Genomic DNA, 22,960 nt, shown 5'->3' with positions numbered 1-22,960 from the left:
ATGTACTTTACTGCCGGGAACATGGTTATGCTCCTTTGGGGATGTCCAAATTTATTAGCCATTTAAAAACAGTCTTGCCCCACAACTTCAAGGAACGTAGCTGGACACCCACGGTCAACGGAAAGCGTGAAAGAATTCAGTCCCACTTTGCATTCATTGAACCACTGGCTGGGGTCTTTGAAATGAAAGTACCGGAGGGGCCACCGGATAGCTCACAATCCTCTTCGGAATTTTGGTATTGCTTTAAAGATAAATGCCTTGAAGGGGGAATAGAGGAATTCGAGGAGTTTTTTCACCCTATTAAAACCCCAGAACCCTTACACAGCAAGGCTGTCCACCCTGTCCACCCACTAAATACCCCTCAATTTGACCCTGGACAGGCTGAAAGCCTTACACAGCTTGGCTGTCCACCCTGTCCAATTGTCCTCCCCCAAGAATTAGCATTGCAAAAAAAAGATGAAGAAAATTTTGATTGTGGAGTTAATCAAATTGTCAATTTAACTGATAACCCTTCAGTCCCCAATGACAATGTGTCCAACCTGGACAGCCCTGCTGTGACTGGGTTTGAGCCTGTCCAACAAGTTAATCTTGCCGAAAACTCCTTGGACAGCCTGGACACCCCTGCTGTAGCTGGGTTTTCTCCTCGACAAGATGGTGAATTGATAAATACACGAGAAAGCGAATTATCTTGCCCGGAATTGAAAGTTGGGGATAAAATTGAGTTTTTCAACGACAGTGTTCGCAAGTGGCAAGTCGGAATCATTAAGAGCGTTCAATTAATGGAAACATATTTTTGTAGCGCAACAATTGAGTATCGAGGCAATAAATGTCAATTATGTCAATTAGAAATCTTCAGAAGTGATTGGATCAAATTTCTGCATCATTTGCGTTAAATCAGTTAACTCTTAACTGTTCCAGTCTGTGCAATCGCACTTGGGGGCAAGTTGTTAAATGCCTCAAGTCTTTGTATGTTCAGCTTTCGTCCCGATGTCGAAATAATTCCATTTACCGACATTCCTCCAACTGGTTACAGCATCGTCAAGCTTGCCGTGACTGTGCTTTTACCCATTGCATAACCAAATTGTGAACCATACTGTTACCAAAAGTTAACGTAGTTTCAAGGTTTTGAGCAAATCTTCAGTATAACAAAATGAATCAAATTATGTCCGCGTGTTTTAAATGTGAATCATAATGCAACCTAAAGTTTTATTTTTTGACTTGGTAAAAAATGCAGAGCAAGACACACTAATTTAATCGAAAATTTGGAACTTTCGGTCAAATCAGGGTAAAAATGCCCACAATATGGTTCAAAAATATATTTAGCCAAAAATTAAGTGATAAAGCGATCGCCTGAAATCTGAATTTTTATTTCTCTCTCATCGCGGTACGGTACGAATGAACTATAAGACCATGTTCCTTGCTGTAATTAAGTTTTGAGTTTTTTGAACTCAATTTATAGCTTTTAACTATATGTTGTCCTAGTGCAGAGTGAAGTATGTCCCGTTCCTTTGGTCAAATTATCGTTCAAATCACAAGTAGCCATGTATTGATATCTTTCAAACATTGCCTAGTTTGGCTTATTTTAAGCAATGTTATGAGCGCAACTGAGCCGATTATCTTTGCAATTGGAGATAGTTGCTTCATTTGTTCTAGCTGATACTGTCCGGTTCACGCGCACTATGAAATAATTTCAGAGCATTAAGTTGGCATAGATGATATAAAAAAAATTGCAAAAACAATGGAACTGGCAACTTCGCCATTGCATCGCTATCTGAAAGACAATTTGTATGACAACTATAAATCTCTTAATGAAGGCGCACTAGCTCAATACGAAACATCAGAGTCGTTCGGCATCTGCCTAGTGACCAAAAGTGGTCAGGTATTTAAAGAAGGAAATTGCAATAAATTATTCACAATTCAATCAATTTCCAAACCTCTTGTTTATGGTTTAGCATTAGAAGATCATGGTCGTGAGTATGTCAATGCCAGAGTGGGTGTTGAACCAACGAAAGAAGCGTTTAATTCTATCATTTTAGATGAAAAAACAAATCGTCCTTACAACCCACTAGTAAATACAGGTGCAATTGCAACTACCGATTTAATCAAAGGCTATAGAGTTACAGAACGTCTCCAACGCATCCTTGATATGTTCCGCCGTTACACCGGACGAGAACACGAGATTAATGTCCCTGTTTTTTTAACAGAAAGAGAAACAGGACACTATTATCGAGCGATAGCACAGATGATGCTCAGCTTTGGCATGATAAGCAATCACATTGAGGAAACCCTCGACCTTTATTTCCAGCAATGCTCGATTATGGTTAACACCAGTGATTTAGCAATCATAGCAGCTACCCTTGCCAATGGTGGTGTCAATCCCATTACTAAAGAACGGGTGATTGATGAACACTATGTTCAGGATGTGATCAGCCTTATGCTCACTTGTGGAATGTACGAATACTCCGGGGAGTGGGCATATCGAGTAGGAATACCTGCAAAAAGTAGCTTGGGCGGAGGAATTACTGCGGTTGTTTCAGGCAGGCTGGGAATTGGAACTTTTTCCCCACTGTTAGATGCCAAAAGCAATAGTATCAGAGGTATCAAAGTTTGTGAACACCTCGCCAGAGATTTTGGCTTACATATCTCTAATGCTGCTAAACCAAAGCTCATTTTAGAAGATTTGATTGAGGGAGTTAATTCTGTCCAACGCGGGGCTAGTCTCAGTGGGGCTAACCTCATGGGAGAAGACCTCTCGAAAGAAGACCTCACTAACAAAAACCTTGTTGGGGCTTACCTTAGCGGGGCTAACCTCACCGGAGTTAATCTCATCGGACTTGACCTTAGCGGGGCTAACCTCATTGGGGCTACCCTCATCAAGGCTAACCTTAGCGGGGCTACACTCATCGGAGCTAACCTCTACAAAGCCAACCTCAGCGGGGCTAATCTTAGCGGGGCCAAACTTAGTGGGTTTGGACTTAGCGGGTTTGACCTTAGTGAGGTAAACCTCACTGGGGCTAATCTTAGCGGGGCTGACCTCAGCGGGGCTGACCTTAATAGGTTTGACCTCACTGGAGTTAACCTCACTGGAGTTAACCTCACTGGAGTTAACCTCACTGGAGTTAACCTCACCAGAGTTAACCTCACCAGAGTTAACCTCAGCGGGGCTAATCTCAGCGGGACTAACCTAAGTAAAACTCAAGCACTAGGAACAGATTTTACTGGTGCAAAGTTTACAGGAGCTTGTTTGGAAGACTGGAATATTAATTCTGCTACAAAACTAAATGATATTGATTGCCAGTACGTCTACTTAAAAAGTGGCGAACAAGAACGTCGTCCAAGTAGTGGAGAGTTTAAACCAGGGGAGTTTACCAAGCTATTTCAAAAAGCTTTAGAAACAGTTGACTTAATTTTTGCTGATGGAATTGACTGGAAAGCTTTTCTTCTCTCCTTCAAAGAGCTACAGGCTGAATATGGTGAAGAAAACTTATCAGTCCAAGCCATTGAAAAGAAAAGCGGTGGTGCGTTTGTAATTCGGCTAGAAGTTCCACCAGAAGCCAATAAAGCAGATATTGAAAGTCAGGCTAAAGCATTATATGAAATAAAGCTAAATGCACTAGAAGCTATATATCGAAACCAATTAGAGGCTAAAGATGTAGAAATAGAAATTTACCATAAGGAAAACGCCAACTTATGGGAACTAGTTAAACTAGCGGCAAATAAACCTATTCAAATTCAAAATACTATTAATGTTACAGCTAAAGCGGATAACTCTATGGTAAATAACTCTAACAAAGAATCTAATTTCAACTTTCAAAACCCTCAATTTGGTGGTGGTTTAATAAACGCTGATACAGTTAACGCCCAACAGATAGGGAATATAATAAGTTACACATCCGAACAAAAGCACAATCTCGCTCAAGCCGCAGCAGAAATTCAACAACTTCTTTATCAATTATCTCAAACTAGCTCAACAACAGATGAAGCAATTACAGAAGCAATTCATCAAGAAATTAAACACAATCCCACACTAAAAGCCAGGTTACAATCAGCGCTAAAAGCTGGTGGTCTAGAAGCATTAAAGGCAATCTTTAATCATCCACTTTTCAATATTCCGGCTGAAACAATAAAAGGATTTCTAGAAGCCGAATAGGTGATGCTTTGGGTTTACTTATGGGGACGGAGAAGCTTTTTGTCCTGTCGTTTGGTATTTACTTTTGACTGTTGGTGTAATGAAGCCTCTTCTACTCTTAATAACGGTTCCGCCACTGGTGACAGCATCGCCAAACTCGCAGCTAGCTGCGCCCAACACCTGCTCGTCAGATACTTCCAAATATTTCTGCAACCCTACAAAACTGTAAAATAAGGTTCGTAGGGTTCTTAGAAGCTAGGAGTTAGGTTTACCTGGATAAATTTCCCAAAGTTCGTTTTGAAAATCAAACGTCCATTCTGTCTTATCTCTCAATTCAGAGAGCTTGTTATAAATTTTTTCTAACCCATCTTTGATAGAGTACAAAGAATACTTAAGAGCCGAAACTCTAGGCTTTCCATCTCTATCATCGCTTTCACCATAGAACATAAGTGGATAATACGAGTCAGTTTGATCGACTAGGACAAACCCCTTGGGTATTTTATTGGTTCCCTTTGCAAGGGAGGTTCCCGCAAATGGGTTCCCCGCAAATGGGTACAACTCAATAAAACCTTTGCATTGGTAGTAATTATCCTTCTCCAGCGTTTTGATAAGGTTATCTACCTGTTGAACCATCCAATCAGGCTTTTCACCCTTGATGATATTTATGGCAATTGAATAAGTGATAGCGTGTCTGTAATAAATAGGGTATCCAACATTCCCATCACCTCTCATACCTTCACGCAAAAACCAATCGTCTCGATCAAGAATCTCTAAATTGCGAGGCATAAGCCACTTATCCTTTGAAGAACTAATTATAATAGTTCCCCTAAATTGTGCGATCGCTCTTGATCCGCAAATCTTCAATCACTGGGATAGACCTAGTTGCAAGTTTTCCCTTGGTGTTTGACTTCCTAATAATCAGCCGGGGTCTAACATTGCCCTTGGTTGTGTAGATATCTTGAGTTTGTAGCGTACAGCATTCGCGGATTCTACAGGCACACCTCATCTTTCCTATCGCTCCTCAGTCCTACGTAGTGAAAAATTTCAGTAATAAAACGGCATAGTGTAAAACTGTCATTTTTATGGTAATTCTGTGGCATTTCTACGGCTGATTGATGGTAAATCTGTGGAATTGGAGCCAGAGGAAAGCATTTCATTTTGGCAGTTCTATGTCAGTTCTGTGTTGAATTTGTGGTCTGAAAAAATTGGGATTTTGACGCACAGTACGCCATCTTTGGCGGAAAGTTTTTTTGAAAAAAAGTGAGGATCAAAGTGAATTCAAAATCACTTGAATCAAAAAGAAGTACCAAACAGCTACATTAATACTACAAAACTAACTGTACAGTTCACTACTAGAACGCTGACTTTAAAGACTCAATTCATCATCCTGCTCCTGCTGTTGCTGATTCTGTTGCCTTAACTGTCGCCCATAATCAAGTAGCTGCTGGTTCCAATCGTCAGCCTTGCACTTGAGCCGCTTGGACTGTGGTAGTAGTTCCTTAACAACTCGTGCAGCTGCATTGCCAGCATCGTCCGAGTCAAACGCCACTTGTAAATTAGGAATATTCTGCAATTGCTCTACTGGTAAGCTTTTGGGATTATCTACCGCCATGTACAAAGTTCTATTGGGTGGCACGTCGCCTAAGCGCTGATATTCCAGCATGGCAAAAGACACGGCATCAATGGGCGATTTCAAAAGCACCACTTTCTCTACAAGATCAGTTGGCTGTCCGCCTAAGTGGAAGTGAAACCAGCTATCACGCCGCTTAGTCCCTTTCTTGTAACCTTTGAAAGTGTTGTTTTCTCCCCGTGTCCCCCGCAGGAACGCTCCTATTGCCTGGGGTTCTTCGCTAAGATTCCGCATGACGAACACAGCGTTTTGCTGGTCATCAGCGTAAACTAGCCCCCTCTTATGCAGAAGTTCCACAAAATTTTCAGGTATTCCCCGTTTCTGGATCAGGTAGTTGGAGACTCCCTGCCACTTGCTTTTATCCTCAACTGGTAGCCTGAATTTGTCGCGTGGTTCTAACTGGATAATCTCAGCAGCCACTGTTTTCGCTTTAGCGATCGCTGCCCCAATAGCCCCAGCTTCACCAAATCGCTCATGTAACCAGACGACCGCTTGCCGTACATTGCAATTGTTAACGTGCATCACCAAATCAATTGCACCTGAGCTACCCTTCTGTTGTTCGGGGGCGAAGTCGTAAAACTTGGGCCCATCTATATTAATGATGTGTCCGTGACCCCTCCATTTCCCTTGGTCATTGTGTAGCCCCAACTCCCAGGCGACATCCTCTAAGGGCAAGTCGCGCAGTTGTTGGGTTTTTAATTCCAGCGATCGCACAATTTCTTCTAGCCGTTGTCGTTCCTTCTCGCTGGCTCTTGCCCGTTGCTCCGCCCTCTCCAATCGCTCTTGCATGAAAGCCCGGTCAGCCAGTTGGTGGTTAATCGCTTGGAACTGGTCATCTGACTGAATCCTGGTTACATAACTACTAGCTGATTCAAAAGGCGTTGGCGCTAATTGGTTATTTGTAATGACTGCGGTGAGTGGTTCACTATTAACCGCTTGGTAATACTCTTTTACTTTAGTGTGAGTTGCTTTGCTGCCCTTGACCCCTCGTTCAATGCCCAAAGGAGCGAGTGCAGCAGCATAGCTATCTTGCAGCTTGGATAACTTGATTCTTCCCTGCCCACCTCTACCGCCAAACATCGCGTCATGACTGACTCTCCCGGTTTTATCGTTCACTGGCACGATGTAAGCGTGGATGTGTGGGGTACTTTCATCTAGGTGGAGTTCTGCCCTGACGCACTTTGATCCATAGTTTTGAGCTAGCCAGTCACGAGATGCGATCGCCCATTCCTGCATCAGTGAATCAGACCACTGCCCAGAAAGAGATGGATTTAAGGGGCGGAAATATTCAGGCGATGCCGAGAGAAACATTTCGGTGCATAACACTGCGTCCTTTCGGGGTAGATACTTGAGCGTAGAGATTTTCTCCTTGACTATCTCCTCTAAAGAGCGATCGTCTTCTCCCCCAATCAACCGGACATTCTCTTTGGTTGGATCTGCGTTGGGTGTTTCTCTATTCCTGGTAACATGGTCATCACTTCCCGCAACGTTGCCGAATGTTTTTAGTTTTTCAATTCTGAGAATTGTTAGTGGCGACATAAAAGATTTATGCTACAAATGCAGTACTGTGTAGTACAAAAAAACCCCGTAGGGCGAACGACGGTTTCATGTCATGAGCGCAGCGAGAGATGGCGCAGCCACCCGCAGGGCATGAAACCATAGTGAGTATGGTAACAACTTGGTACACCCTGCCGAAAATTTTTTGTGGTAGTCCCCTCCAACCGCCGAAAAGCTTGCTGTGTAAGCTTTGCAAGCAGATTTGGCGCTTTTTGGACGCTTTCTCCCCTAATACCACTAAAAAACTCATTTATACCACTATAATACTCATTGTTATTTTCCGGGCTTGAGTTTTTGGCAATTTTTTCCACCCCTTTTAAACTCATTAACACCACTATAATGCTCATTAGCACCGCCAAAAAACTCACATAAAACACTGGTGTTTTGTATTACAATAATCTGTCTATTACTTAGGAGACACATGAGCGCACCACGCTACAAAGATGTTGAGTTGCCCAGAATAAAACGCAAATCTAATTCTTGGGAGGGCAAGGTCATTGAATATTTATTGAACCATCCCTCTAATAAAGCCGCGACGGAATTTTCAATGGAAGCTCTAACTGCTTTTTGGTTGCCTGAAGCGTTAGAAGGTAAAGTCACAAATGACGAGTTAATCAAAGCTTGTTGGTCTGCGATTGAGAAACTAGAAGGAAAACTTGCCACCATTAGAAGGATAGCTGGCATAAAAAAATTACCTTCATCCGACACAACACTTTTTAGTACTTCTCCTGAAACTGTGAATCCCACTAAAAATAATGAGAACTTGAATGATGATGATGAAATCCGGGTGTCCACCTCGGATGACGATGACCAAACCTTAGATGAAGACACTGACGATTTGATGGAACTAGAACTGTCACCGGAAATGAAACAGATCAACAAGCTGTTTGGTGTCGAGTAGTAGTTGAGAAAAAGCTCATGAACACAGGACTTACCTTTTGGGTACTTACCTCACTATCAGATGCTGCACATTAGGCATGATAATATTCACTGATTATCGAGTCGCGCTTTTTGAGCGAAGAACTAGCATAAGAATCGCCGCATTTTTCAGAGGGGTGAATTCATCGGTGGCTTTTGTAGTAACTATGTAGTTTTTTGTAGTCTTTTTTGATGGCTGTTGCTTCGGCTTCTGCTTTTCATTTTTGGCTGTCAAAAACTTTCCGCCAAATATGGCGTATTGTGCGTCAGAAAAAGATGGATTACAGAGCTTAAAAGCTTTTAAGCGAATTTCCCGATAATTTACCAATTATTGGGAGCAAATGGGAGACTTCTTATAAGTATTGGGAACTGTTCGGATTTCTTGGGAATTTTTGAGCTAATGAGAATTTTGTGAGTGGATGATTTAAAAGGTGTAAAAAGGTAAGAAAAAATTGGAGAATTGGGAGATATTGTCTAGATATTGGGAGATGTTGAATGTAGTTGGTGAGAATTGGGAAAATGGATGTTTTGTCGAGCTTTTCTATCAGATGCACGAATTTAGTTAAATCAATCAACTAGTGCCAAAACTGTAATATTTCTTAATAAATAGGTCAATAATCACGGTTTGGGCGGTTCATCTTGAGAGTACTTATCAATTAGATAGACAAAAAAAGGGTCAAAAACAGGGGTAAATTTTTTTTGTGGATTTTGTTTTCTTAATGTTGAGTCTTGGTTCTGTTTCAAGCCGAATGCTCAACGTTGACTTTCAAAGTGATCAACTACGATAGCAATGCGCGATCGCGCATCTTGTGGTCAACCTAATCCAAGATAAAATCAGGAGCGGGAAAATGAAATTGATGATGAGCCAGGGGTAAGCTATGGAAGCCAAAAGCGAAGTGACAATAAAATTTAGCGGCTCACTGCCTGATGCCAAACCAGCAGAGAATAAAAAAGTTGCAATCGAGTTGACTGACCAGAACGGCATAGTCTTCACTGCTCAAGTTAATGCCAAAAGTTGGCGGAAGGCTGAAACTAGCGCCTCGGAATTTGCAGACTGGGCTGGGGCTGTATCGGGCAAGCTTGGCGTGCGAACAGAAAACGGGTTTGAGATCATTGACGCGGGAATTCAGCTTTTTGAAAAGAAAGCGAAAGAGCCTAAACCAGATGTAGGGGCTGCTGTACCTGAAGCTGGCGCTTCTTCATAGACGCATGTCTGGGCTGACGAGCAAATTTCTACCTCTGCAATGATGACTAAGCAGAGGTAGAAGCATTTTTAAACCCTGGATAGATTGCAATCTTTCAAAGTGGCTAATATAGATAATTTGACACCAACTGAATTCAATCATTATGAAGGCGCTTTATCCTTAGCGCAAGGATTACCACGACTACTCACTAACTTAGTTGGTAACGCCATTCGCTTCAGTATTACATTCAAGCAGGTAGATATTATCACCAACAACTGCAAAATCGCATCGGGCAATAAAAGGCACTTGCTTATTATTTTTGATTAATCGTAGGGTTGATTGAGGATAATCAAATTCAATTAGAGTCCGTTCATCAAACTGTTTCATAACCAGAGCCGCATGGTTTAAAACCTGCCAAACTCTTGTTGCTGCTTGCTTGATTTTTTCTATGGTTTCCGGTGCAACCATTAACACCTCATAGCAAGCATATTCATCGGCATCGTACCAGCTAAATATATCTTGATGCTGCTGGTAAAACTTATGCCTAACATCGTTCATGAACTCGCTCCTCCAGCACGAAAACTACCAAAACCACTTACACGAGAACCTGGAGCGCTGCGGGTGTGACTATTGACGTAAGTTCCATCTCTACGAGTGTATCCATTTACGGAAACTGAACCGGAATGGCTACGATAACCACTACTGTAACCACCACTATAGCCGCTATAGTTACTACTGCTAGATTCATCTGAAGTATCTGAGGAAGTACCAGATGTACTGTTAAATTCAGAAGAAGCAATTTGATTATTAGCATCTTCTTCTTTTTTGATATCTTCGAGCAATGCGGTTAGGGTTTCAGGAGGACTAATATATAATGAGACGCTTGCTGTACATTCACTCTCAAAACTAGTTTTTTGTGTTAGACATTTTTTAATTTCATCAATTGCATTACTAACTTGGCGATAATTATTGCGATAAATGCTAAGTTGGGATTGTGCTTTCAAAGATAGATTAGTTGCCGAAGAAACATTTACAAGTAAATTAATTGCCTGCTGCCATTGCAACTTTGCATTCAATAATTCAGGTAATGTGATTAATGTAGTATTTTTAGTAAGGTTAGTAGCTTTTTGAGCTAATTCAACTGCTGATGAAAAGTTTTGAAGTGATTTTTGTTCACTTGTAATCACCTTATCTACATCATTAAAGTTGCGTTTTACAGATAATATCCCAAGCTTTGCTGTATCGGAAACATAGGTAGCTGTAGGAATTTTTTCTAAAATGCTAATTGCCTGCTGCCATTTACCTTTCGCTTCTTGCCAATTATTGGAGTAAGCTTTCTCTTGGACTAGTATTGCTGCTTCCTCATCTAATTTAAGTGCAGCTTGTAAATTATTGAAAGCTGCTTCTTCAACCTGGATTTTTGAGTCAAGTTTAGCAAGTAATTGATTTAACTGTGATATTTGATTTTGGGCATTCTGATATGGATATCCTGGTAAATTTGGAACGAGTTTTAGCTTTTCAATGGTTTGCTGTATCTTGGTTTGGTTGGCTTTTAAAGCATCCAAATTGGGAATACTATTAATATTAATATTTTCATTAACGATTGCCTGTACATCGGTAATTGCTTGTTGGTGTGCTGAATAATTTTTCGTAATTTGCAGGATTTTACTAACGCCAAACCAACTTAAAAGTGCTGCGATAACTATAGGCAGCCAGGGTTTCTTTTTTCCACTCATTGTTATTTTATATATTTATACATCTACATAATTATTGTTCCCGTTATTTATCAAGTTTGAACACGAAATTAGCGAGTGATGGATTTCAACTGTTTTTTATCTGGTCTAATCCATCAGAAAGTCTGCAAAAGGACTTGCCAATACTCCGCTACCTCTTCAGGGGTTGCTAAATATGATATTTTTGTTTTTGTCATGATTGTTTGGTGTTCTGAAAATTGACTAGGTACACAAACTCTAACCAGTGGCTAGCAATAGTTGATTTAAAGGAATTGAGCATTCTTGCTTGTCGCCCCAGCATTTCCGAGCGATCGCTATTCCCCTGAAGACAGCTTTCAAAACATAGCTTCGGAAGTGGGAACCAAAACCCGTTTCCTTAATTTCAGCTTGTGTAGCGATGGCCTGCTGTGCCAATTCCTCTAAAGACAATTGCTGCTGATATTTTTGATGAAGTTGCCAGAGATGCGAACGCTGGTTTTCTGAAAGTAGCGGCCAAACTTGATCAATCTCGGCTTGGTTAGCCGCAACTTCTCCCCAATTAGAAATTTTTAGTAGTTTCTCAATTACCGCTTCTGTGGACTGCTGATGATTTTCAACTGGTAACTCAGCTATGATTACCTGACTTTCTGAGTCATGAGTGATGACTATTGACTCAACTTCTTCTGTTAGGGTCTGTGTTTTTTGCTCTGCGTACTGTTCTTGTAATGTAGTCAGCGTATTAATTTCGGTTTCTGCAAGTGCTGACAATTGGCAATTGGGAATTGTTGCAAGTGCAAGGGCCTCTAGTTTTGCTTTGGCGGCTTTTTCTCTGGCTAGGATATCGCGCTCTACCCATGCCGTGAAAACTTCTTCTCGGCGATCGCTAACGGGAACAGCGCGACCATCGACCAAAACCAGATTCCCCTCATCATCTTTTTGGAAGTCTGGCGCGGCGACACCGTAAATCCAGACTTGGTTGCCTCGTGTTCCCTCTCGCCGCAATCGGGGGAATTTATACCCAGTAAGAGATGCTAGTTTTTGACAGACTTGCATGGGAGTATTTAGAAGAGCAAACATATTACTCTTAGCGCCAAGAATTAAGCTCAAATCGGACTGATGAGTTTTTGCTTTCTCAAATACTGCTTGTGCTAATGGGTGATTGTTGCTCAATCCATCCGTTTCTCGAAGCTCTTTGTACCCAATCCAGTCTAAAGCATCAATTTTTTTCCCAATAAAGCTTTTATTAGTATCGGGAATGAAATAATCTCCATCGCCATTTTTTAAAGCGGTAGACATGACGTTTATTTCTCTATCCGGTAGAAATTCCCTACCCACGCCAAGGTAGTAATCTAGTCGAATTATAGAATACCAGTTTTGATCATCTTTCTCTACTAATTCGGGAGTAACGGTCACGTTATAACGCCTTTCAATCTCACCTTTTCTGTGTTTTAACTGTTCGGACTCAGTTTTACAATTTTGTTTATCTAGTTTCAAAAACTGTTCATCTGTAATGCTTTCAGATGCAGTTACATTCTCACAATGTCCCGCATATTCTGATTTGCAGTTGTTGTAAATTTCTTGCTTAGTAGTTTCTACTTCTGCGGGTTCGGGTAATTCATCTGCGCTGACTTCACAGATGATATGTCCCTCAGATTTCAAATCACTAATGATTTGCGATTCATAGCTATTCATCCCATCATTTATGATTGCCCCTAACTTCGCCCAAGTATTAATGCAAATGCTCTCAAAATTGCCTTCTATCGATTCCTCAAATCCCAAATCAACAAGCTTTTTAATATTGGCTTTATTCTTGATGTACTCACCTGCTAGTAATGCCTTGACACTATTGTAGCCATTGCCTACCCTATTGATGCCTACTGGATTAAGCCAGATATAACGGGGGACTGGAGGGCGGTAACGTGATAAATGCTGTCTGACACCATCGGTAGTTTGTACGCCTTGAAAAATCCCAAAAACATAATCAAAATGCTTTTCTTCAATTGATACCCCAGTCTCAATGGTCGAGGTAGTTAGAACAAGGTCATAGTTTTTAATTACCTCATTTAAATCATCTGTACAGCCAAAAGCCGGATGACCAAGGGTAGTTGTACTTTTAGAATCAATTCGTAAAATTCTCAGGTGTGGCAGCAGTTTTTTATAATACGCCTCCAAATTGCGAGAACCCCATTTAGAACTAGCCCGTTGTCCAGACAAAGCAACAAAGCACTTCTCCCCATTCTCTAGTTTTTGGGTAAGGATTTTTACTAATTGTGCTGGATTATTACCCTGTACTAAATTTACCTGCCAAGGCTCTACAAACTTAAATGTGTTTTCCACGAGAAAAGTGTCAATCTCTTGCCCTAGCAGCCCTTTGAGAAAGTCAATGCCAATATCGTTTAAGTCAGCATCGGCTATGAAGATTTTCCCACCATAATTAACAACATTTTGTAGCAGGCGTTTGAAATTTTTGATGATGGCTACGCGATCTGTCTGACAAGTCGAACTGCTCAACAAATGCCAGATTAGCTGCATGATTTCATCCAAAATCAACCAGCAGCCTTTCCACTCATCAGGGTTAAATTTGGCTTGGCTTTTTGGATGTAAGCTATCAATTACTAGCCCCATTCCGAAATGTGAGCCTTGCTCAGTCTGCTTCACTTCGGTAATGAAAGGTAATCCCAGTTTTTTCACAAGCTGCGTAGCAAGCTGCACCCGATGGGTAATTACTAGCACTCTCCTCTCACCAGCGCGAATTATCGGGTCAGTTAGCCACTGGAGCAAGTGAGTTTTACCTGTGTTCTTTGGCGATTTCAAGCCTATTAGCTGTTTACCCAAAGGAATAGCCAACTCACCCAAGTAACGCTGATTTAAGTTCAAATCTGGGGTGTATGTGAGCCGCCTTAGTTGCTTGGTGTTCCACTCATCTAATTTCAGAGCATCGCAGTAAATAGTATCAAATTGGTCGCGGCCGTAAGCGGCTAGTACATCATCAATCCCTTTGCCTAATGCCAAATGCCACCCCATTACTCGGACTTCACAGCCACGCAAAGATAAAAGCTTGGCAGTTTTAGCGATCGCACCATTCACGCTTCTAACTGTGGTGCGCTTCACATCGGCATCGAAACAGAAATAAATTCGTCTGCCTGGTTGAGCATAAGCGGCTAACTGTGGGATCAGATACGGTGCGCCGCTATTCTCGCCATATTCATCCTTTGGTTGGCGACGGCCTCCCCACACCCCTGGTATGCCGATCGCAACGTAACCACAAGATAAGATTGCAGCTGCTTTTTTAGCACCCTCGCAGATGATAACGGGAATTTGGGTATTCTCTCTCACCCATCGCCAAAAATCACCAAAAGGTAAACTTTGGTAATTCTCTGGTAGTGCCACATCGTAGCGGCGACCGATTAATTCCCAGATCCGGGCGGGAATCCGTAAGGCAAAAATTTCTGTGTCAACTTTGGGGGGATGCTCATACTTAATTGCCTTGCTGTTACCCTCATCTATTCTTGGCGTGTTGGGCTTGAAGCATCCCCAATCGGAATCTTCACCAGTGATAATATTTATTCCGCTACACCACCAACCACCATTAGAGAGGTGAGCATATCGCCGCATATCCCCATCGCGTAGCCGCCCATCGTTGCGGCGGCTGATTTTATCGGAGTAGAGCAAGTAATCAAAAGCGGCATTCCCTGACAGCGATTTGAAGTTAAGTGCCGCTATCTCACTGTCAATCCCACTCTCACCCCACTCTTGCCAGTGGCTTGCTTCAAAATCTTCTCTGGCTGGCAAAGTATAAGGTGTGGATGGCTCTTTGAATCCTTGATAATTACCCAGTGCTTGAATTTCGCTATCATGGTGATGGCTACGCCCAGAGCAGGCATCGCCTTGCGCCATGTCATTTTGGTTGTCGGCTACAACAACTTGATGGACTTTTCCATCTCTGGACTCAAGTCTTGAGACTTCATGCAAAGCCCAAGGGGTACTTCTGAGCTTACCTCGCTTGTTGAATTTTCTAAAAACCTGCCTTAGTTCAAGATTTAGTGATTTTTGGGGTGAGGCTATCTTGCCGAATCCTTTGTGATTCATACTGCCACCCCTCCAACCTTGGCTTCAATTTGGAGAAGTACGGCGGCCACCTGACCACTAAACATGCCTTGCTTGACTAATCGCTGTAAGTAAAAGGACTCCTCTAAGTTGAGGTTAGGCGATCGCAGTAACTCATCCGGGTCGGGGCATGGTCTTAGAGCAACGTCACAGCAACCCGCTTTTAAATATTTGGTGCTAGTTCGGCGATCGCTAATATAGTTTGATAATTCCGAAATTCGAGATTCTTGATTATTGGGGAAAGTTTGCGTTAGAATGCTAGGCTTTTCATTCGCAAACCCCTGTCTGTCAAAAGTGAGGGGTTTATTCATTGGGTTGTCCTTTGTTGGTTTGGACAGCCCCTTAACTTTTAAATTTGCAGATTGTAGGGATTAGTCGGTAAGCTTGAAATACATAAATATATAACTGACTTGCTGGTTGCAGAGTCTGGGGGCTGAAACGTCTAGTAAACGTTTCTTTGTGCGCTGCTTTTGCTTACCGTGGTGGATTGATTGACTAATCCCTGCGATCGCACTCAAAAAGCTGAGGGCTGTGTAGCTAGCATTTTTTTTGCTAGTTATTTTGTGAATTCTAGATGAATTAAGCTAAGATTTTATATCTTTTGTGTAGTCCTCAAAAATACAAACTATTGGTAAGGGGATCGCATACTCTGGAAATCTCTTCATATATCAGTAGCACCATTGCGTAGCTTGCTGCCGTAGGCATCGCAGAGTATCCGTAAAACTTCTTCTAAAAGTACTGTCTGACTAGCCAAGATTCTATTTGTGTTCGCCTCAAATCGCTCTAAGCTCTCGTAGAGTTGAGCGATCGCGGCGCTATCTGTTTTACTCATTGTCCGCTTTTAGCCCCTGTTCAAATTCATCAACAGCCTGAATTGAATCTGAAATTGTAATGCATTGCTCTAGCAAGGAAATGTCTAATCCTGGCAGTATCTCACTTGCTACTATTTGCTCATACCCATAGGTATCAGGGTAAATGGTGGCAAGCTCAGTCTGGGAATTGTCCCGTAGATGGTATAGCTTAAACTGGTTTCTCTCCCAAAACCAAACTTCTGCAACTCCTAATCTTCGGTAGATTTCCAATTTACTTATGTTGCCACTGGTGAGAACTACTTCTATGGCTAAGTCCGGTACTTTTTTCTCTTCACCTATGCAGTAACATTCGTCTGGTTCCGCACCCGCTTTTTTTGCTTTGTTTCTAAAAGTAGAACTTCCCATAGGTACAAAACGAATCCGCTTGCTGTAAAAGAAACGCTCTAACAGCATCCCTAAATTCGTTTTGATTTTTTCATGCCTGATTGATGGCGACACTATCTCTAATATTCCATCTAAATAAGTTACACGGTAATGAGAGTTGTTTTCTAGTTTGACTAGTAGCGATTCATAGCTCTCCCAACTCACGCCACTGCTGATAAACCTTTCCTCTGGGTCTGAGGTCTGACCCAATTCTGGCTCATCAATTAGTTCTTTAAGACTGCTGACCATTGTCAATTCTCCTGTTTTATCTTTTGGCGATGGCTACGCCCGCCGTTCGCGTAGCGTCTCGCAGAGAAGGCATCGCATACTTTGGAAATCTCTTCATAAGCCACTGCCACCATTGCGATCGCCTGAGCTAGTTTTGTGGATCAATCCGTGTTAGCTGTAGCAATATTGCGCCAAGCTGATTTAATGCTGCGTTAGTAGTGCGCTGATTCTCTAGAAAATTTTGCTTAAGTTCTTCATGGCTATCGCGTAGTTCCAGCAGTACATCATCTAAAATTGCGCTACGGCCTAAGACGCGGGTAACGTTATCTGTTAAGTCAGCAAGGGCATCTGTATTACGTTCTTGTTGTTCCGCTACTCTAGTTAAGATTCCTTCTATACGGTCAAGTCGGCTTGGTTGTTCTGGTGTATCTGTCATTTTGGCGATCGCCTCTTATTCATGCTGATCCCTTGTCTTAGTTAGTTTTAGGGCTTTGGTTTTGCTTATCTCTCTCGTTGACAGCTTCAGTAATTAACTTCGCAACAAGATAACTAATAGACCTTTCTTCTTCCTGTGCCCACTCTTCCAGCTTCCGTTTAATATCAGGCTGAACATAAGTAGTTACACTTTCCATGCCCATATTGTTTATTTCTACTATCTGTTGATTCATTTTACTCCGGTACACTACAGCTTGATTTTATATTGTGCTGTACAGTGCTTTACAATACTATGCTAAGATAGCACGAGAGCAATCGATCAACAACAAGCCACTAATTAGCGTCCTACGAGTAAGCCAAAGTATTACCCCATCTGGCTTTTAGCGATTAGGAGCTACATCATGATGTGTACTTATTCTGATTGCTAGTTACTTACTATCTGATTCACATTGATTACTGTAGTAAACCCATGAAACCTAGACGGAGCAAACATTCTACAGACTTAGACTCATTTCTTGATTTCCCATCTACCAAGACATATTTAGCTGAGGTCTTGGGCGTTAGCCGCTCGACCTTGGTCACTTGGGAGAATTTAGCCTTCTGGAGAATCCCCAGTTTCAGAGATGCCTACCCGAAAAAAGCCGACAACACTCACGATCGCGAGTCCCCCTTGTCGCCATATCAAGCATGGGTTTTAGGCAGAGTAGGGCGATTAATGGCACAGCTACGACGGTCTGAACGAGTCAAAGGCTATATCGCCAAAAACCCGAATGATTTTTCTAGATACCGCTATCAGCAAGCATTTCTACAACTACAGAAACTACAAACAGGAGCGTAAATCATGGCAACACGAAGAAAGACAACCACAACGCCAACAGAAGACGCAGTAAGCATTCATGATGCTTGTCTAAAGTACATGACCACAGAACAGAGTTTGAGACTGGCTTTAAGCCATATTCGCCCTGATGATTTCGACACTGTAAAGGCAATATCAGAATTAGATTTAGAAGCGATCGCGCCATACTTTCAGCCAAAATTGCCAGAAGTGGCTAGGAACACCTCAGAGTCACCCCAAAATTTACAAAATTTTACACAGGAAACATCGGAATCAGCCCCAGAACAGCAAAAAAATACCCTTTCTCTGTCCCAGGAACAGCAACATTTAACAGTTCCTACCCAATCTCCAAGCAATCATGCCCAACTAACGCTAATTGACCAGCTAGCAAGACAGGCATCAGAAGAGATTACAGCAGTAGACGCGATCGCTCAAGTAAAAAACCAACTCATCCTCAATAACTTAGCTGTGAGAGATGCCGAACTAACAGAGGGGATTAATCAGCGCTGGCAACAACAAAAGCAGGGATATTTGGGAGCGATTAGAGATTTGGCTAGCCTTGCACAACAAAAGCCAGAAATTACCCCAGATGAAACCGACCTCACCCAAGAAATCGAAAGCATAATCACCGAACTGGGAAAAAAGCTAATCGTGTGAGAGCGATCAACATCCTGTTATCTCCCCTCGACTTTGTTAACTGGTTACTAGAAAAAGTACTAACGCTATGACTTTTACAATTTCCGGCACTGAACCAGAAGTAAATATGAGCGGTAATTCCTTACCAGAGTTAGTTTCTCAAGCTCAAGAATTACTTGGGCAAATCCGCCAGCATCCACAGTTTAAAGGTTTGCGGTTTGATTGTGATGTAGCGATCGGCGATGTTAAGCAATATTTCAATTATCTAGAATGGGCTGCTACTGCTGACTCAGATGTATCTAGGTTTAAAGGTTTCACAGAATGAACGGGTGATAAAAAAGCGGGGAATGATGGCATCCCCCGCGCACTTGTAAAATCCCGTTTCTGGGAATGTGTCTTTAATTACCCAGCAATTATCCCATATCCTTACTCATCTCAAAAAAGGTTTATGGATGACTTAAACAGCCAGATTCAGGATGCAAAGACGGATGAGAAAGAGCTAAATCAAGTCTTGAAAAAATATGACTTAGATGAGGAATTAGCACTTGAGTTTAGCGAAATCGACAAAGCATTTAGGCAATTAGAAATTAAATACCAATCCCTACTCAACACCAGAAAGTTTTTCAACAATGGCTAAAATTGACACGACAAAAGCAGCTGCTATTGCTGTAGCAGAAAAGCTGGCAAGAGGTAAACAAAACTCGGCATCCAGCACTAATCCCATATCTGCTAATTCTGCCACCATTCCGATAGATAGCCGCATCCCTGGCTTACTAACTGTCACTCCTGACTTAGTACCGGGAATGATGCCACCATTCCAACCCAATCAGTATCATATTTCAGATCCGCTAAACCCTCCCGAAACTCTCCCTATTGCTACTCAAAGCCAGTTTGATAAAGGGATGAAAATTTATGAAGGCTCTACACGAGCGCTCAAATTGACAGGAGCCGCGCTCGACCTGACACGCGAGAAATTTACTGTAATTGGGAAACACTCAAAGGCTTTTGGTGCTGGCATCCAAGCGGCTACCGAGATTGAGAAAGTCAAAGGTAATTACCTTGACTATTTGAATCAAAAAGAGGTGACTACCCAAAAATCAGTAGCTTTAGATGTGAGCCAAGTTAAGACGATCGCCGATACAAATATTTCTGTTTATAGCAAAGATGAACTAGACCAAAAACTGTTACAAGCACAAATAAAAGCTGAGGAATTGCGACTAAAAACTGTTGAGTCACAAGGGAACTTGGCAAGCTTTAAAGCCCAACTAGGTGACTATCTAGAGGTGAAACCATGAAACTATCTCACGGTTTGGGGTTAAGTGCTTTTAGCTTATGCTCCTTAATAGCGATCGCTTCTGGAGGGTTCACCAACGATACAGCCAAGATAGTCTCTATGCTTGGCTTGGGAGCATTGCCAGCAAGCTTTATCAGTTATTTAGTCACAGATTCCAAGTCTCAAAAGCTGCTGAACGATGCCGAAAGCAAGAACATAAAAGCAGGTGAAACACTACATAAAGTCATTAGAGAATTTGACAATTCTAAGAAAAAATTAGTCAGTGTCAGCAGTCAGTTAGAGACGGTCAAAGATGAACTCAAAGAAGCGAGAAATACTATCAACTCGCTAGGTCACGCCAAGATAGAAAACAGTGTGATGATTGCTCATTTAAATTCCCAGTTAGATGAGTATCAATCTCAACTCACTCAACTTTCTACCCAATCTCAACAAGATAAGCAGCAAGTTGAGTATTTGAATGCTGAGGTTGAGCAATGGGAATTTAATTTTAAATCTCTTGTAGACGCGGAAGCTAACAAACGCTTTCAGATTGCCAAGTCACATGAGTTAGAGAAAATTTACAGTGAGCATGACTCGATAACCAGTGAAGCTATGGCGCTCTTTCGCCGGCTGCAATCATGGTCGGAGAAAGTACACCACGGGCATCAAAGTAAAGCTGAAATTATCAAGACTTTGGCGAGTAGTTATAACCAAAATTTAGATGAGGTTGGAGAGGCGATCGCCAGTGAGCGCCAAAACTATCTTTTGCAAATCGAGCTACTAAACGAGCGGATAGGACAGTTACAGCAACAATTACTTGGTGATTTAGTAGAACCCGTGTATGGTGACTTTGGCTTTGATATCAACGGGAAAATCGCCAACGAAATAGCGCGTACCTTGTTTAGTGATCTCAGGCTAGCTTTGAGCGTTAAAGGGTTTCAGGTAAAGCTTGACGGCGTTGTAGATGTGGGTTATGGATATTCGCGCTCTGTGCAGACCTTAGCGATTGTAGAGGCTATCAGCAAGCATTCAGAAACACTAATTAAGAAACTGGGATTATTCAAAATAACAAGCGTTCGCAAGCTGGAAATAACCGACTGTATTGTGGTGAGTTACCGTGTGGAGCCAGCTATTAAAGCAGATGAAATTAGGCTAATGCTTGGCACTGCTGACGAATTTATCAACTATGTAGTCAGCCATCCAATTCGCTATCGCTTAATTGCAGATCCGGGTATGGGTAAAACTCCAACAAGTGCAGTAATGATTAGCGAAATCTTGAAAGCTGGTTGCACTCGCGGCAATACTGGCAAGGGCGAGAAAGTACCTCACACTCTGGTTACTGTGAGTTACCCCGGTGCTGTTGGGTCTTTGAAAGATAGTAATTATCCTTTAGAACCTTTCCTTAAATATGGAGATACAACCGCCGCGATTAAATCTTTTGAAGATTGCCTAGACGATGGTAAATTCCGTATTCAAAATACCCAGTATGCAGCTAACTACTTTCAAATCTGGGTATGGGAGGAATTAGACAATACTCTTAATTCTTCTAGTGAGCCATACGAAACAGGCGAAAACTTTAAGAAGATTCTCAAACAGTTTGGTCATAATAACATCGGCTGGATTGTATCGGGTCAATCTGTGATGACCAAACAAATCCCAGGTTTTACCAACGATGATCGGTCACTGTTCACCGAGATAATCATTGGCATTCCCAAAATTAGACATTACCTAAATACCTACGGTAAGGGCAAAAATAGCGAGTCTAACTTGGCTAAGTTGACCCGTAACTTAGACGCTATTGAAGAGTACATCGACCATAAAAACGAGTTAGTTACCGATGATGCCAGACTATTAAGAGTAGCCTTAATAGTCGATTCTCGTTCACCTAAGCTTTACTTTTTACCCAATCTAGATAAAGTCAGTTTTAACTATTCATTGATAGAAGAGACAAGGCGACTGGCAAGCCGCGCCAGAGGGTCTGACACGACTGACACGCGGCTGACACGCAATACCTCAAAGCCAGACATAGCAAGCACTGACACGGTAATGTCAGCCGCGTCATTTTCCACTATAGGGGGTAGCCGTCAAAATGACACAAAGCCTCATTGTCCCCACTGTAGCAATTCAAATTTAACCGTAAGAAAGGATAAAAGATATTACTGTCTGAACTGCAAAAAAGTGACAGTTGCTAACAAAATAGTTTGGAGATGAAAGCATGAATTTTGATGAAATTTCAGCTATTGTCTATCAACCAAAAAATGACCATGAACCGGGGTTTATTTATCTAATGTCAGCAGAGGGCTATCACGGGCTAATTCCTGGTTTTTACCTCCGTCGTTGCAAAATTGGGTTATCTCGTAATCCCGAAGCTCGACTTGATAACTTTCATAGGAATCAACCACCTTGTAACGTGAAAATCCTCAAGACTATTTATGTAGAGGATATGGCAGATGTAGAGGGTGAATTACATCAACAATTTAGCCAATGCAATGTTGAGTTAATCAAAAGTCAAGAGTGGTTTGATTTTAATCCAGTGCAATTTCTGATGGTTAACTGGGAATTTGAGAAGCGATCGCTACACGTCTTTAGCATTAGCGACTTGCCAATTAAGCTAATCATTTTCAGCATGATCGGGCTATTGTCCGTGGGTGCGATCGCTGGCAGATTGACAAATCAACCAGTTAACTCCGTGATACAGCCACAAGATAAATTGACAAAGTAAGCAAAATTAAGGGAGGTTGTTAGCCTCCCTTTGGGTTTTAGAACGGTGTGATAAGAGTCTCGTTTACCTTGGCGAGATATCCCCGCCAGTAGTCTCCATCCTGGCTTTTGGGTGGTAATCCAATCGCCGCGTCGAATTCTCCGTCAAAGTAGTCGCTAGTAGGTTGGAATTGTTGAGGTTTAGCAATTGTGAGTAACATGAGAATACCTTTTATTTTTAAGCTGCGGGTTAGCGCTCTTTTATTACTCTCATGAGAGTATAATTAGTTACTAAGAGTTTAACTTAGCAAGGGTATTTAATTGGGTTCAAGAACGGCTACCTCCACGATCACCGTGGTAGATCAGTACTGCGATGCCTAT

General features: G+C 41.9%; 25 protein-coding genes. 12 read left to right on the top strand and 13 right to left on the bottom strand.

Annotated elements, in window-relative coordinates; translation table 11 throughout:
- The coding region (locus CDG79_RS42920) for a hypothetical protein (protein WP_189525195.1) at positions 1-893 on the top strand (893 nt) is incomplete at its 5' end.
- A gap of 845 nt (positions 894-1,738) precedes the next feature.
- Positions 1,739-4,150, top strand: a complete 2,412-nt coding sequence (gene glsA / locus CDG79_RS45225) for a glutaminase A (RefSeq protein WP_094345465.1) — start codon at positions 1,739-1,741, stop codon at positions 4,148-4,150.
- Between the two features lie 18 nt (positions 4,151-4,168).
- Here the strand turns inward: glsA and CDG79_RS42915 are convergent, their stop codons facing one another.
- From CDG79_RS42915 to CDG79_RS30525, 3 genes are read right to left on the bottom strand one after another with little or no spacing between them, the layout of a single operon-like run.
- Entirely contained in the window at positions 4,169-4,330 is a 162-nt protein-coding gene (locus CDG79_RS42915) for a hypothetical protein (protein ID WP_189525194.1), read from the bottom strand.
- 54 nt (positions 4,331-4,384) lie between these two features.
- Positions 4,385-4,915 carry a hypothetical protein gene (locus CDG79_RS30530; protein ID WP_094345464.1) on the bottom strand — a complete coding sequence of 177 codons (531 nt, stop codon included), beginning with the start codon at positions 4,913-4,915 and terminating at the stop codon, positions 4,385-4,387.
- Between the two features lie 40 nt (positions 4,916-4,955).
- Positions 4,956-5,135, bottom strand: a complete 180-nt coding sequence (locus CDG79_RS30525; protein WP_094345463.1) for a hypothetical protein — start codon at positions 5,133-5,135, stop codon at positions 4,956-4,958.
- An 87-nt stretch (positions 5,136-5,222) separates the two neighbouring features.
- On the opposite strand from CDG79_RS30525, the gene CDG79_RS42910 reads away from it, so the two are divergent.
- A complete protein-coding gene (locus CDG79_RS42910) occupies positions 5,223-5,393 on the top strand; it encodes a hypothetical protein (RefSeq protein WP_189525193.1) in 171 nt (56 codons plus the stop codon).
- A gap of 102 nt (positions 5,394-5,495) precedes the next feature.
- Here the strand turns inward: CDG79_RS42910 and mobV are convergent, their stop codons facing one another.
- On the bottom strand, positions 5,496-7,298 hold the full coding sequence (mobV, locus tag CDG79_RS30520) for a MobV family relaxase (RefSeq protein WP_094345462.1): 1,803 nt from the start codon (positions 7,296-7,298) through the stop codon (positions 5,496-5,498).
- Positions 7,299-7,737: 439 nt separating this feature from the next.
- Between mobV and CDG79_RS30510 the strand changes: the two genes are divergently transcribed.
- Positions 7,738-8,217 carry a hypothetical protein gene (locus CDG79_RS30510; RefSeq protein WP_094345460.1) on the top strand — a complete coding sequence of 160 codons (480 nt, stop codon included), beginning with the start codon at positions 7,738-7,740 and terminating at the stop codon, positions 8,215-8,217.
- An 895-nt stretch (positions 8,218-9,112) separates the two neighbouring features.
- Complete coding sequence (locus CDG79_RS30500; protein ID WP_094345458.1) at positions 9,113-9,439, top strand: hypothetical protein; 327 nt, start codon at positions 9,113-9,115, stop codon at positions 9,437-9,439.
- A gap of 192 nt (positions 9,440-9,631) precedes the next feature.
- Here CDG79_RS30500 and CDG79_RS30495 read toward each other — a convergent pair whose 3' ends face one another.
- The 8 genes from CDG79_RS30495 to CDG79_RS30465 all read right to left on the bottom strand — a co-directional run bounded on the left by CDG79_RS30495 (position 9,632) and on the right by CDG79_RS30465 (position 17,368).
- Complete coding sequence (locus tag CDG79_RS30495; RefSeq protein ID WP_094345457.1) at positions 9,632-9,976, bottom strand: hypothetical protein; 345 nt, start codon at positions 9,974-9,976, stop codon at positions 9,632-9,634.
- Positions 9,973-11,154, bottom strand: a complete 1,182-nt coding sequence (locus tag CDG79_RS30490; RefSeq protein ID WP_094345456.1) for a hypothetical protein — start codon at positions 11,152-11,154, stop codon at positions 9,973-9,975. Before CDG79_RS30490 ends, CDG79_RS30495 begins: the two co-directional genes overlap by 4 nt.
- A 234-nt stretch (positions 11,155-11,388) precedes the next feature.
- Positions 11,389-15,219 (bottom strand): plasmid replication protein, CyRepA1 family, encoded by a 3,831-nt coding sequence (locus CDG79_RS30485; protein ID WP_094345455.1) that lies wholly within the window; start codon positions 15,217-15,219, stop codon positions 11,389-11,391.
- Positions 15,216-15,548, bottom strand: coding sequence for a hypothetical protein (locus CDG79_RS30480; protein ID WP_094345454.1), 333 nt, complete (start codon positions 15,546-15,548; stop codon positions 15,216-15,218). The genes CDG79_RS30485 and CDG79_RS30480 overlap by 4 nt, the downstream gene beginning before the upstream one ends.
- A gap of 350 nt (positions 15,549-15,898) precedes the next feature.
- Entirely contained in the window at positions 15,899-16,069 is a 171-nt protein-coding gene (locus tag CDG79_RS42905; RefSeq protein WP_189525192.1) for a hypothetical protein, read from the bottom strand.
- Positions 16,062-16,721 (bottom strand): Uma2 family endonuclease, encoded by a 660-nt coding sequence (locus CDG79_RS30475; RefSeq protein ID WP_094345453.1) that lies wholly within the window; start codon positions 16,719-16,721, stop codon positions 16,062-16,064. The genes CDG79_RS42905 and CDG79_RS30475 overlap by 8 nt, the downstream gene beginning before the upstream one ends.
- A gap of 127 nt (positions 16,722-16,848) precedes the next feature.
- Positions 16,849-17,136, bottom strand: a complete 288-nt coding sequence (locus tag CDG79_RS30470; RefSeq protein ID WP_094345452.1) for a hypothetical protein — start codon at positions 17,134-17,136, stop codon at positions 16,849-16,851.
- Between the two features lie 37 nt (positions 17,137-17,173).
- Positions 17,174-17,368 (bottom strand): ribbon-helix-helix domain-containing protein, encoded by a 195-nt coding sequence (locus CDG79_RS30465; protein WP_223278425.1) that lies wholly within the window; start codon positions 17,366-17,368, stop codon positions 17,174-17,176.
- A gap of 236 nt (positions 17,369-17,604) precedes the next feature.
- On the opposite strand from CDG79_RS30465, the gene CDG79_RS30460 reads away from it, so the two are divergent.
- The 7 genes from CDG79_RS30460 to CDG79_RS30430 all read left to right on the top strand — a co-directional run bounded on the left by CDG79_RS30460 (position 17,605) and on the right by CDG79_RS30430 (position 22,601).
- Entirely contained in the window at positions 17,605-17,973 is a 369-nt protein-coding gene (locus CDG79_RS30460) for a hypothetical protein (protein WP_094345451.1), read from the top strand.
- A gap of 3 nt (positions 17,974-17,976) precedes the next feature.
- The gene (locus tag CDG79_RS30455) at positions 17,977-18,627 is read left to right on the top strand and encodes a hypothetical protein (protein ID WP_143855620.1); all 651 of its coding nucleotides are present in this window, start codon (positions 17,977-17,979) and stop codon (positions 18,625-18,627) included.
- Positions 18,628-18,694: 67 nt separating this feature from the next.
- Positions 18,695-18,931 (top strand): hypothetical protein, encoded by a 237-nt coding sequence (locus CDG79_RS30450; RefSeq protein ID WP_223278424.1) that lies wholly within the window; start codon positions 18,695-18,697, stop codon positions 18,929-18,931.
- 123 nt (positions 18,932-19,054) lie between these two features.
- Complete coding sequence (locus tag CDG79_RS30445) at positions 19,055-19,243, top strand: hypothetical protein (protein WP_094345449.1); 189 nt, start codon at positions 19,055-19,057, stop codon at positions 19,241-19,243.
- A complete protein-coding gene (locus tag CDG79_RS30440; protein WP_094345448.1) occupies positions 19,236-19,901 on the top strand; it encodes a hypothetical protein in 666 nt (221 codons plus the stop codon). Before CDG79_RS30445 ends, CDG79_RS30440 begins: the two co-directional genes overlap by 8 nt.
- Complete coding sequence (locus CDG79_RS30435; RefSeq protein WP_094345447.1) at positions 19,898-22,090, top strand: hypothetical protein; 2,193 nt, start codon at positions 19,898-19,900, stop codon at positions 22,088-22,090. The genes CDG79_RS30440 and CDG79_RS30435 overlap by 4 nt, the downstream gene beginning before the upstream one ends.
- A gap of 4 nt (positions 22,091-22,094) precedes the next feature.
- The gene (locus tag CDG79_RS30430; protein WP_223278423.1) at positions 22,095-22,601 is read left to right on the top strand and encodes a GIY-YIG nuclease family protein; all 507 of its coding nucleotides are present in this window, start codon (positions 22,095-22,097) and stop codon (positions 22,599-22,601) included.
- Positions 22,602-22,638: 37 nt separating this feature from the next.
- On the opposite strand, the gene CDG79_RS42900 is transcribed toward CDG79_RS30430, so the two are convergent.
- Positions 22,639-22,800, bottom strand: coding sequence for a hypothetical protein (locus tag CDG79_RS42900; RefSeq protein ID WP_189525191.1), 162 nt, complete (start codon positions 22,798-22,800; stop codon positions 22,639-22,641).
- Positions 22,801-22,960: the final 160 nt, after the last annotated feature.

It is taken from the genome of Nostoc sp. 'Peltigera membranacea cyanobiont' 232 (assembly GCF_002245985.1).
Taxonomy (GTDB): Bacteria; Cyanobacteriota; Cyanobacteriia; order Cyanobacteriales; family Nostocaceae; genus Nostoc.
The sequence above is the reverse complement of the archived record's forward strand: the minus strand, read 5'-3'. Positions and strand labels throughout refer to the sequence as shown.

Bases quoted from the DNA above. Each gene is read 5' to 3' on its own strand.
- glsA (WP_094345465.1), top strand. From the start codon at position 1,739: ATGGAACTGGCAACTTCGCCATTGCATCGCTATCTGAAAGACAATTTG.
- CDG79_RS30530 (WP_094345464.1), bottom strand. From the start codon at position 4,915: ATGCCTCGCAATTTAGAGATTCTTGATCGAGACGATTGGTTTTTGCGT.
- CDG79_RS30525 (WP_094345463.1), bottom strand. From the start codon at position 5,135: ATGAGGTGTGCCTGTAGAATCCGCGAATGCTGTACGCTACAAACTCAA.
- mobV (WP_094345462.1), bottom strand. From the start codon at position 7,298: ATGTCGCCACTAACAATTCTCAGAATTGAAAAACTAAAAACATTCGGC.
- CDG79_RS30510 (WP_094345460.1), top strand. From the start codon at position 7,738: ATGAGCGCACCACGCTACAAAGATGTTGAGTTGCCCAGAATAAAACGC.
- CDG79_RS30500 (WP_094345458.1), top strand. From the start codon at position 9,113: ATGGAAGCCAAAAGCGAAGTGACAATAAAATTTAGCGGCTCACTGCCT.
- CDG79_RS30495 (WP_094345457.1), bottom strand. From the start codon at position 9,976: ATGAACGATGTTAGGCATAAGTTTTACCAGCAGCATCAAGATATATTT.
- CDG79_RS30490 (WP_094345456.1), bottom strand. From the start codon at position 11,154: ATGAGTGGAAAAAAGAAACCCTGGCTGCCTATAGTTATCGCAGCACTT.
- CDG79_RS30485 (WP_094345455.1), bottom strand. From the start codon at position 15,219: ATGAATCACAAAGGATTCGGCAAGATAGCCTCACCCCAAAAATCACTA.
- CDG79_RS30480 (WP_094345454.1), bottom strand. From the start codon at position 15,548: ATGAATAAACCCCTCACTTTTGACAGACAGGGGTTTGCGAATGAAAAG.
- CDG79_RS42905 (WP_189525192.1), bottom strand. From the start codon at position 16,069: ATGAGTAAAACAGATAGCGCCGCGATCGCTCAACTCTACGAGAGCTTA.
- CDG79_RS30475 (WP_094345453.1), bottom strand. From the start codon at position 16,721: ATGGTCAGCAGTCTTAAAGAACTAATTGATGAGCCAGAATTGGGTCAG.
- CDG79_RS30470 (WP_094345452.1), bottom strand. From the start codon at position 17,136: ATGACAGATACACCAGAACAACCAAGCCGACTTGACCGTATAGAAGGA.
- CDG79_RS30465 (WP_223278425.1), bottom strand. From the start codon at position 17,368: ATGAATCAACAGATAGTAGAAATAAACAATATGGGCATGGAAAGTGTA.
- CDG79_RS30460 (WP_094345451.1), top strand. From the start codon at position 17,605: ATGAAACCTAGACGGAGCAAACATTCTACAGACTTAGACTCATTTCTT.
- CDG79_RS30455 (WP_143855620.1), top strand. From the start codon at position 17,977: ATGGCAACACGAAGAAAGACAACCACAACGCCAACAGAAGACGCAGTA.
- CDG79_RS30450 (WP_223278424.1), top strand. From the start codon at position 18,695: ATGACTTTTACAATTTCCGGCACTGAACCAGAAGTAAATATGAGCGGT.
- CDG79_RS30445 (WP_094345449.1), top strand. From the start codon at position 19,055: ATGGATGACTTAAACAGCCAGATTCAGGATGCAAAGACGGATGAGAAA.
- CDG79_RS30440 (WP_094345448.1), top strand. From the start codon at position 19,236: ATGGCTAAAATTGACACGACAAAAGCAGCTGCTATTGCTGTAGCAGAA.
- CDG79_RS30435 (WP_094345447.1), top strand. From the start codon at position 19,898: ATGAAACTATCTCACGGTTTGGGGTTAAGTGCTTTTAGCTTATGCTCC.
- CDG79_RS30430 (WP_223278423.1), top strand. From the start codon at position 22,095: ATGAATTTTGATGAAATTTCAGCTATTGTCTATCAACCAAAAAATGAC.
- CDG79_RS42900 (WP_189525191.1), bottom strand. From the start codon at position 22,800: ATGTTACTCACAATTGCTAAACCTCAACAATTCCAACCTACTAGCGAC.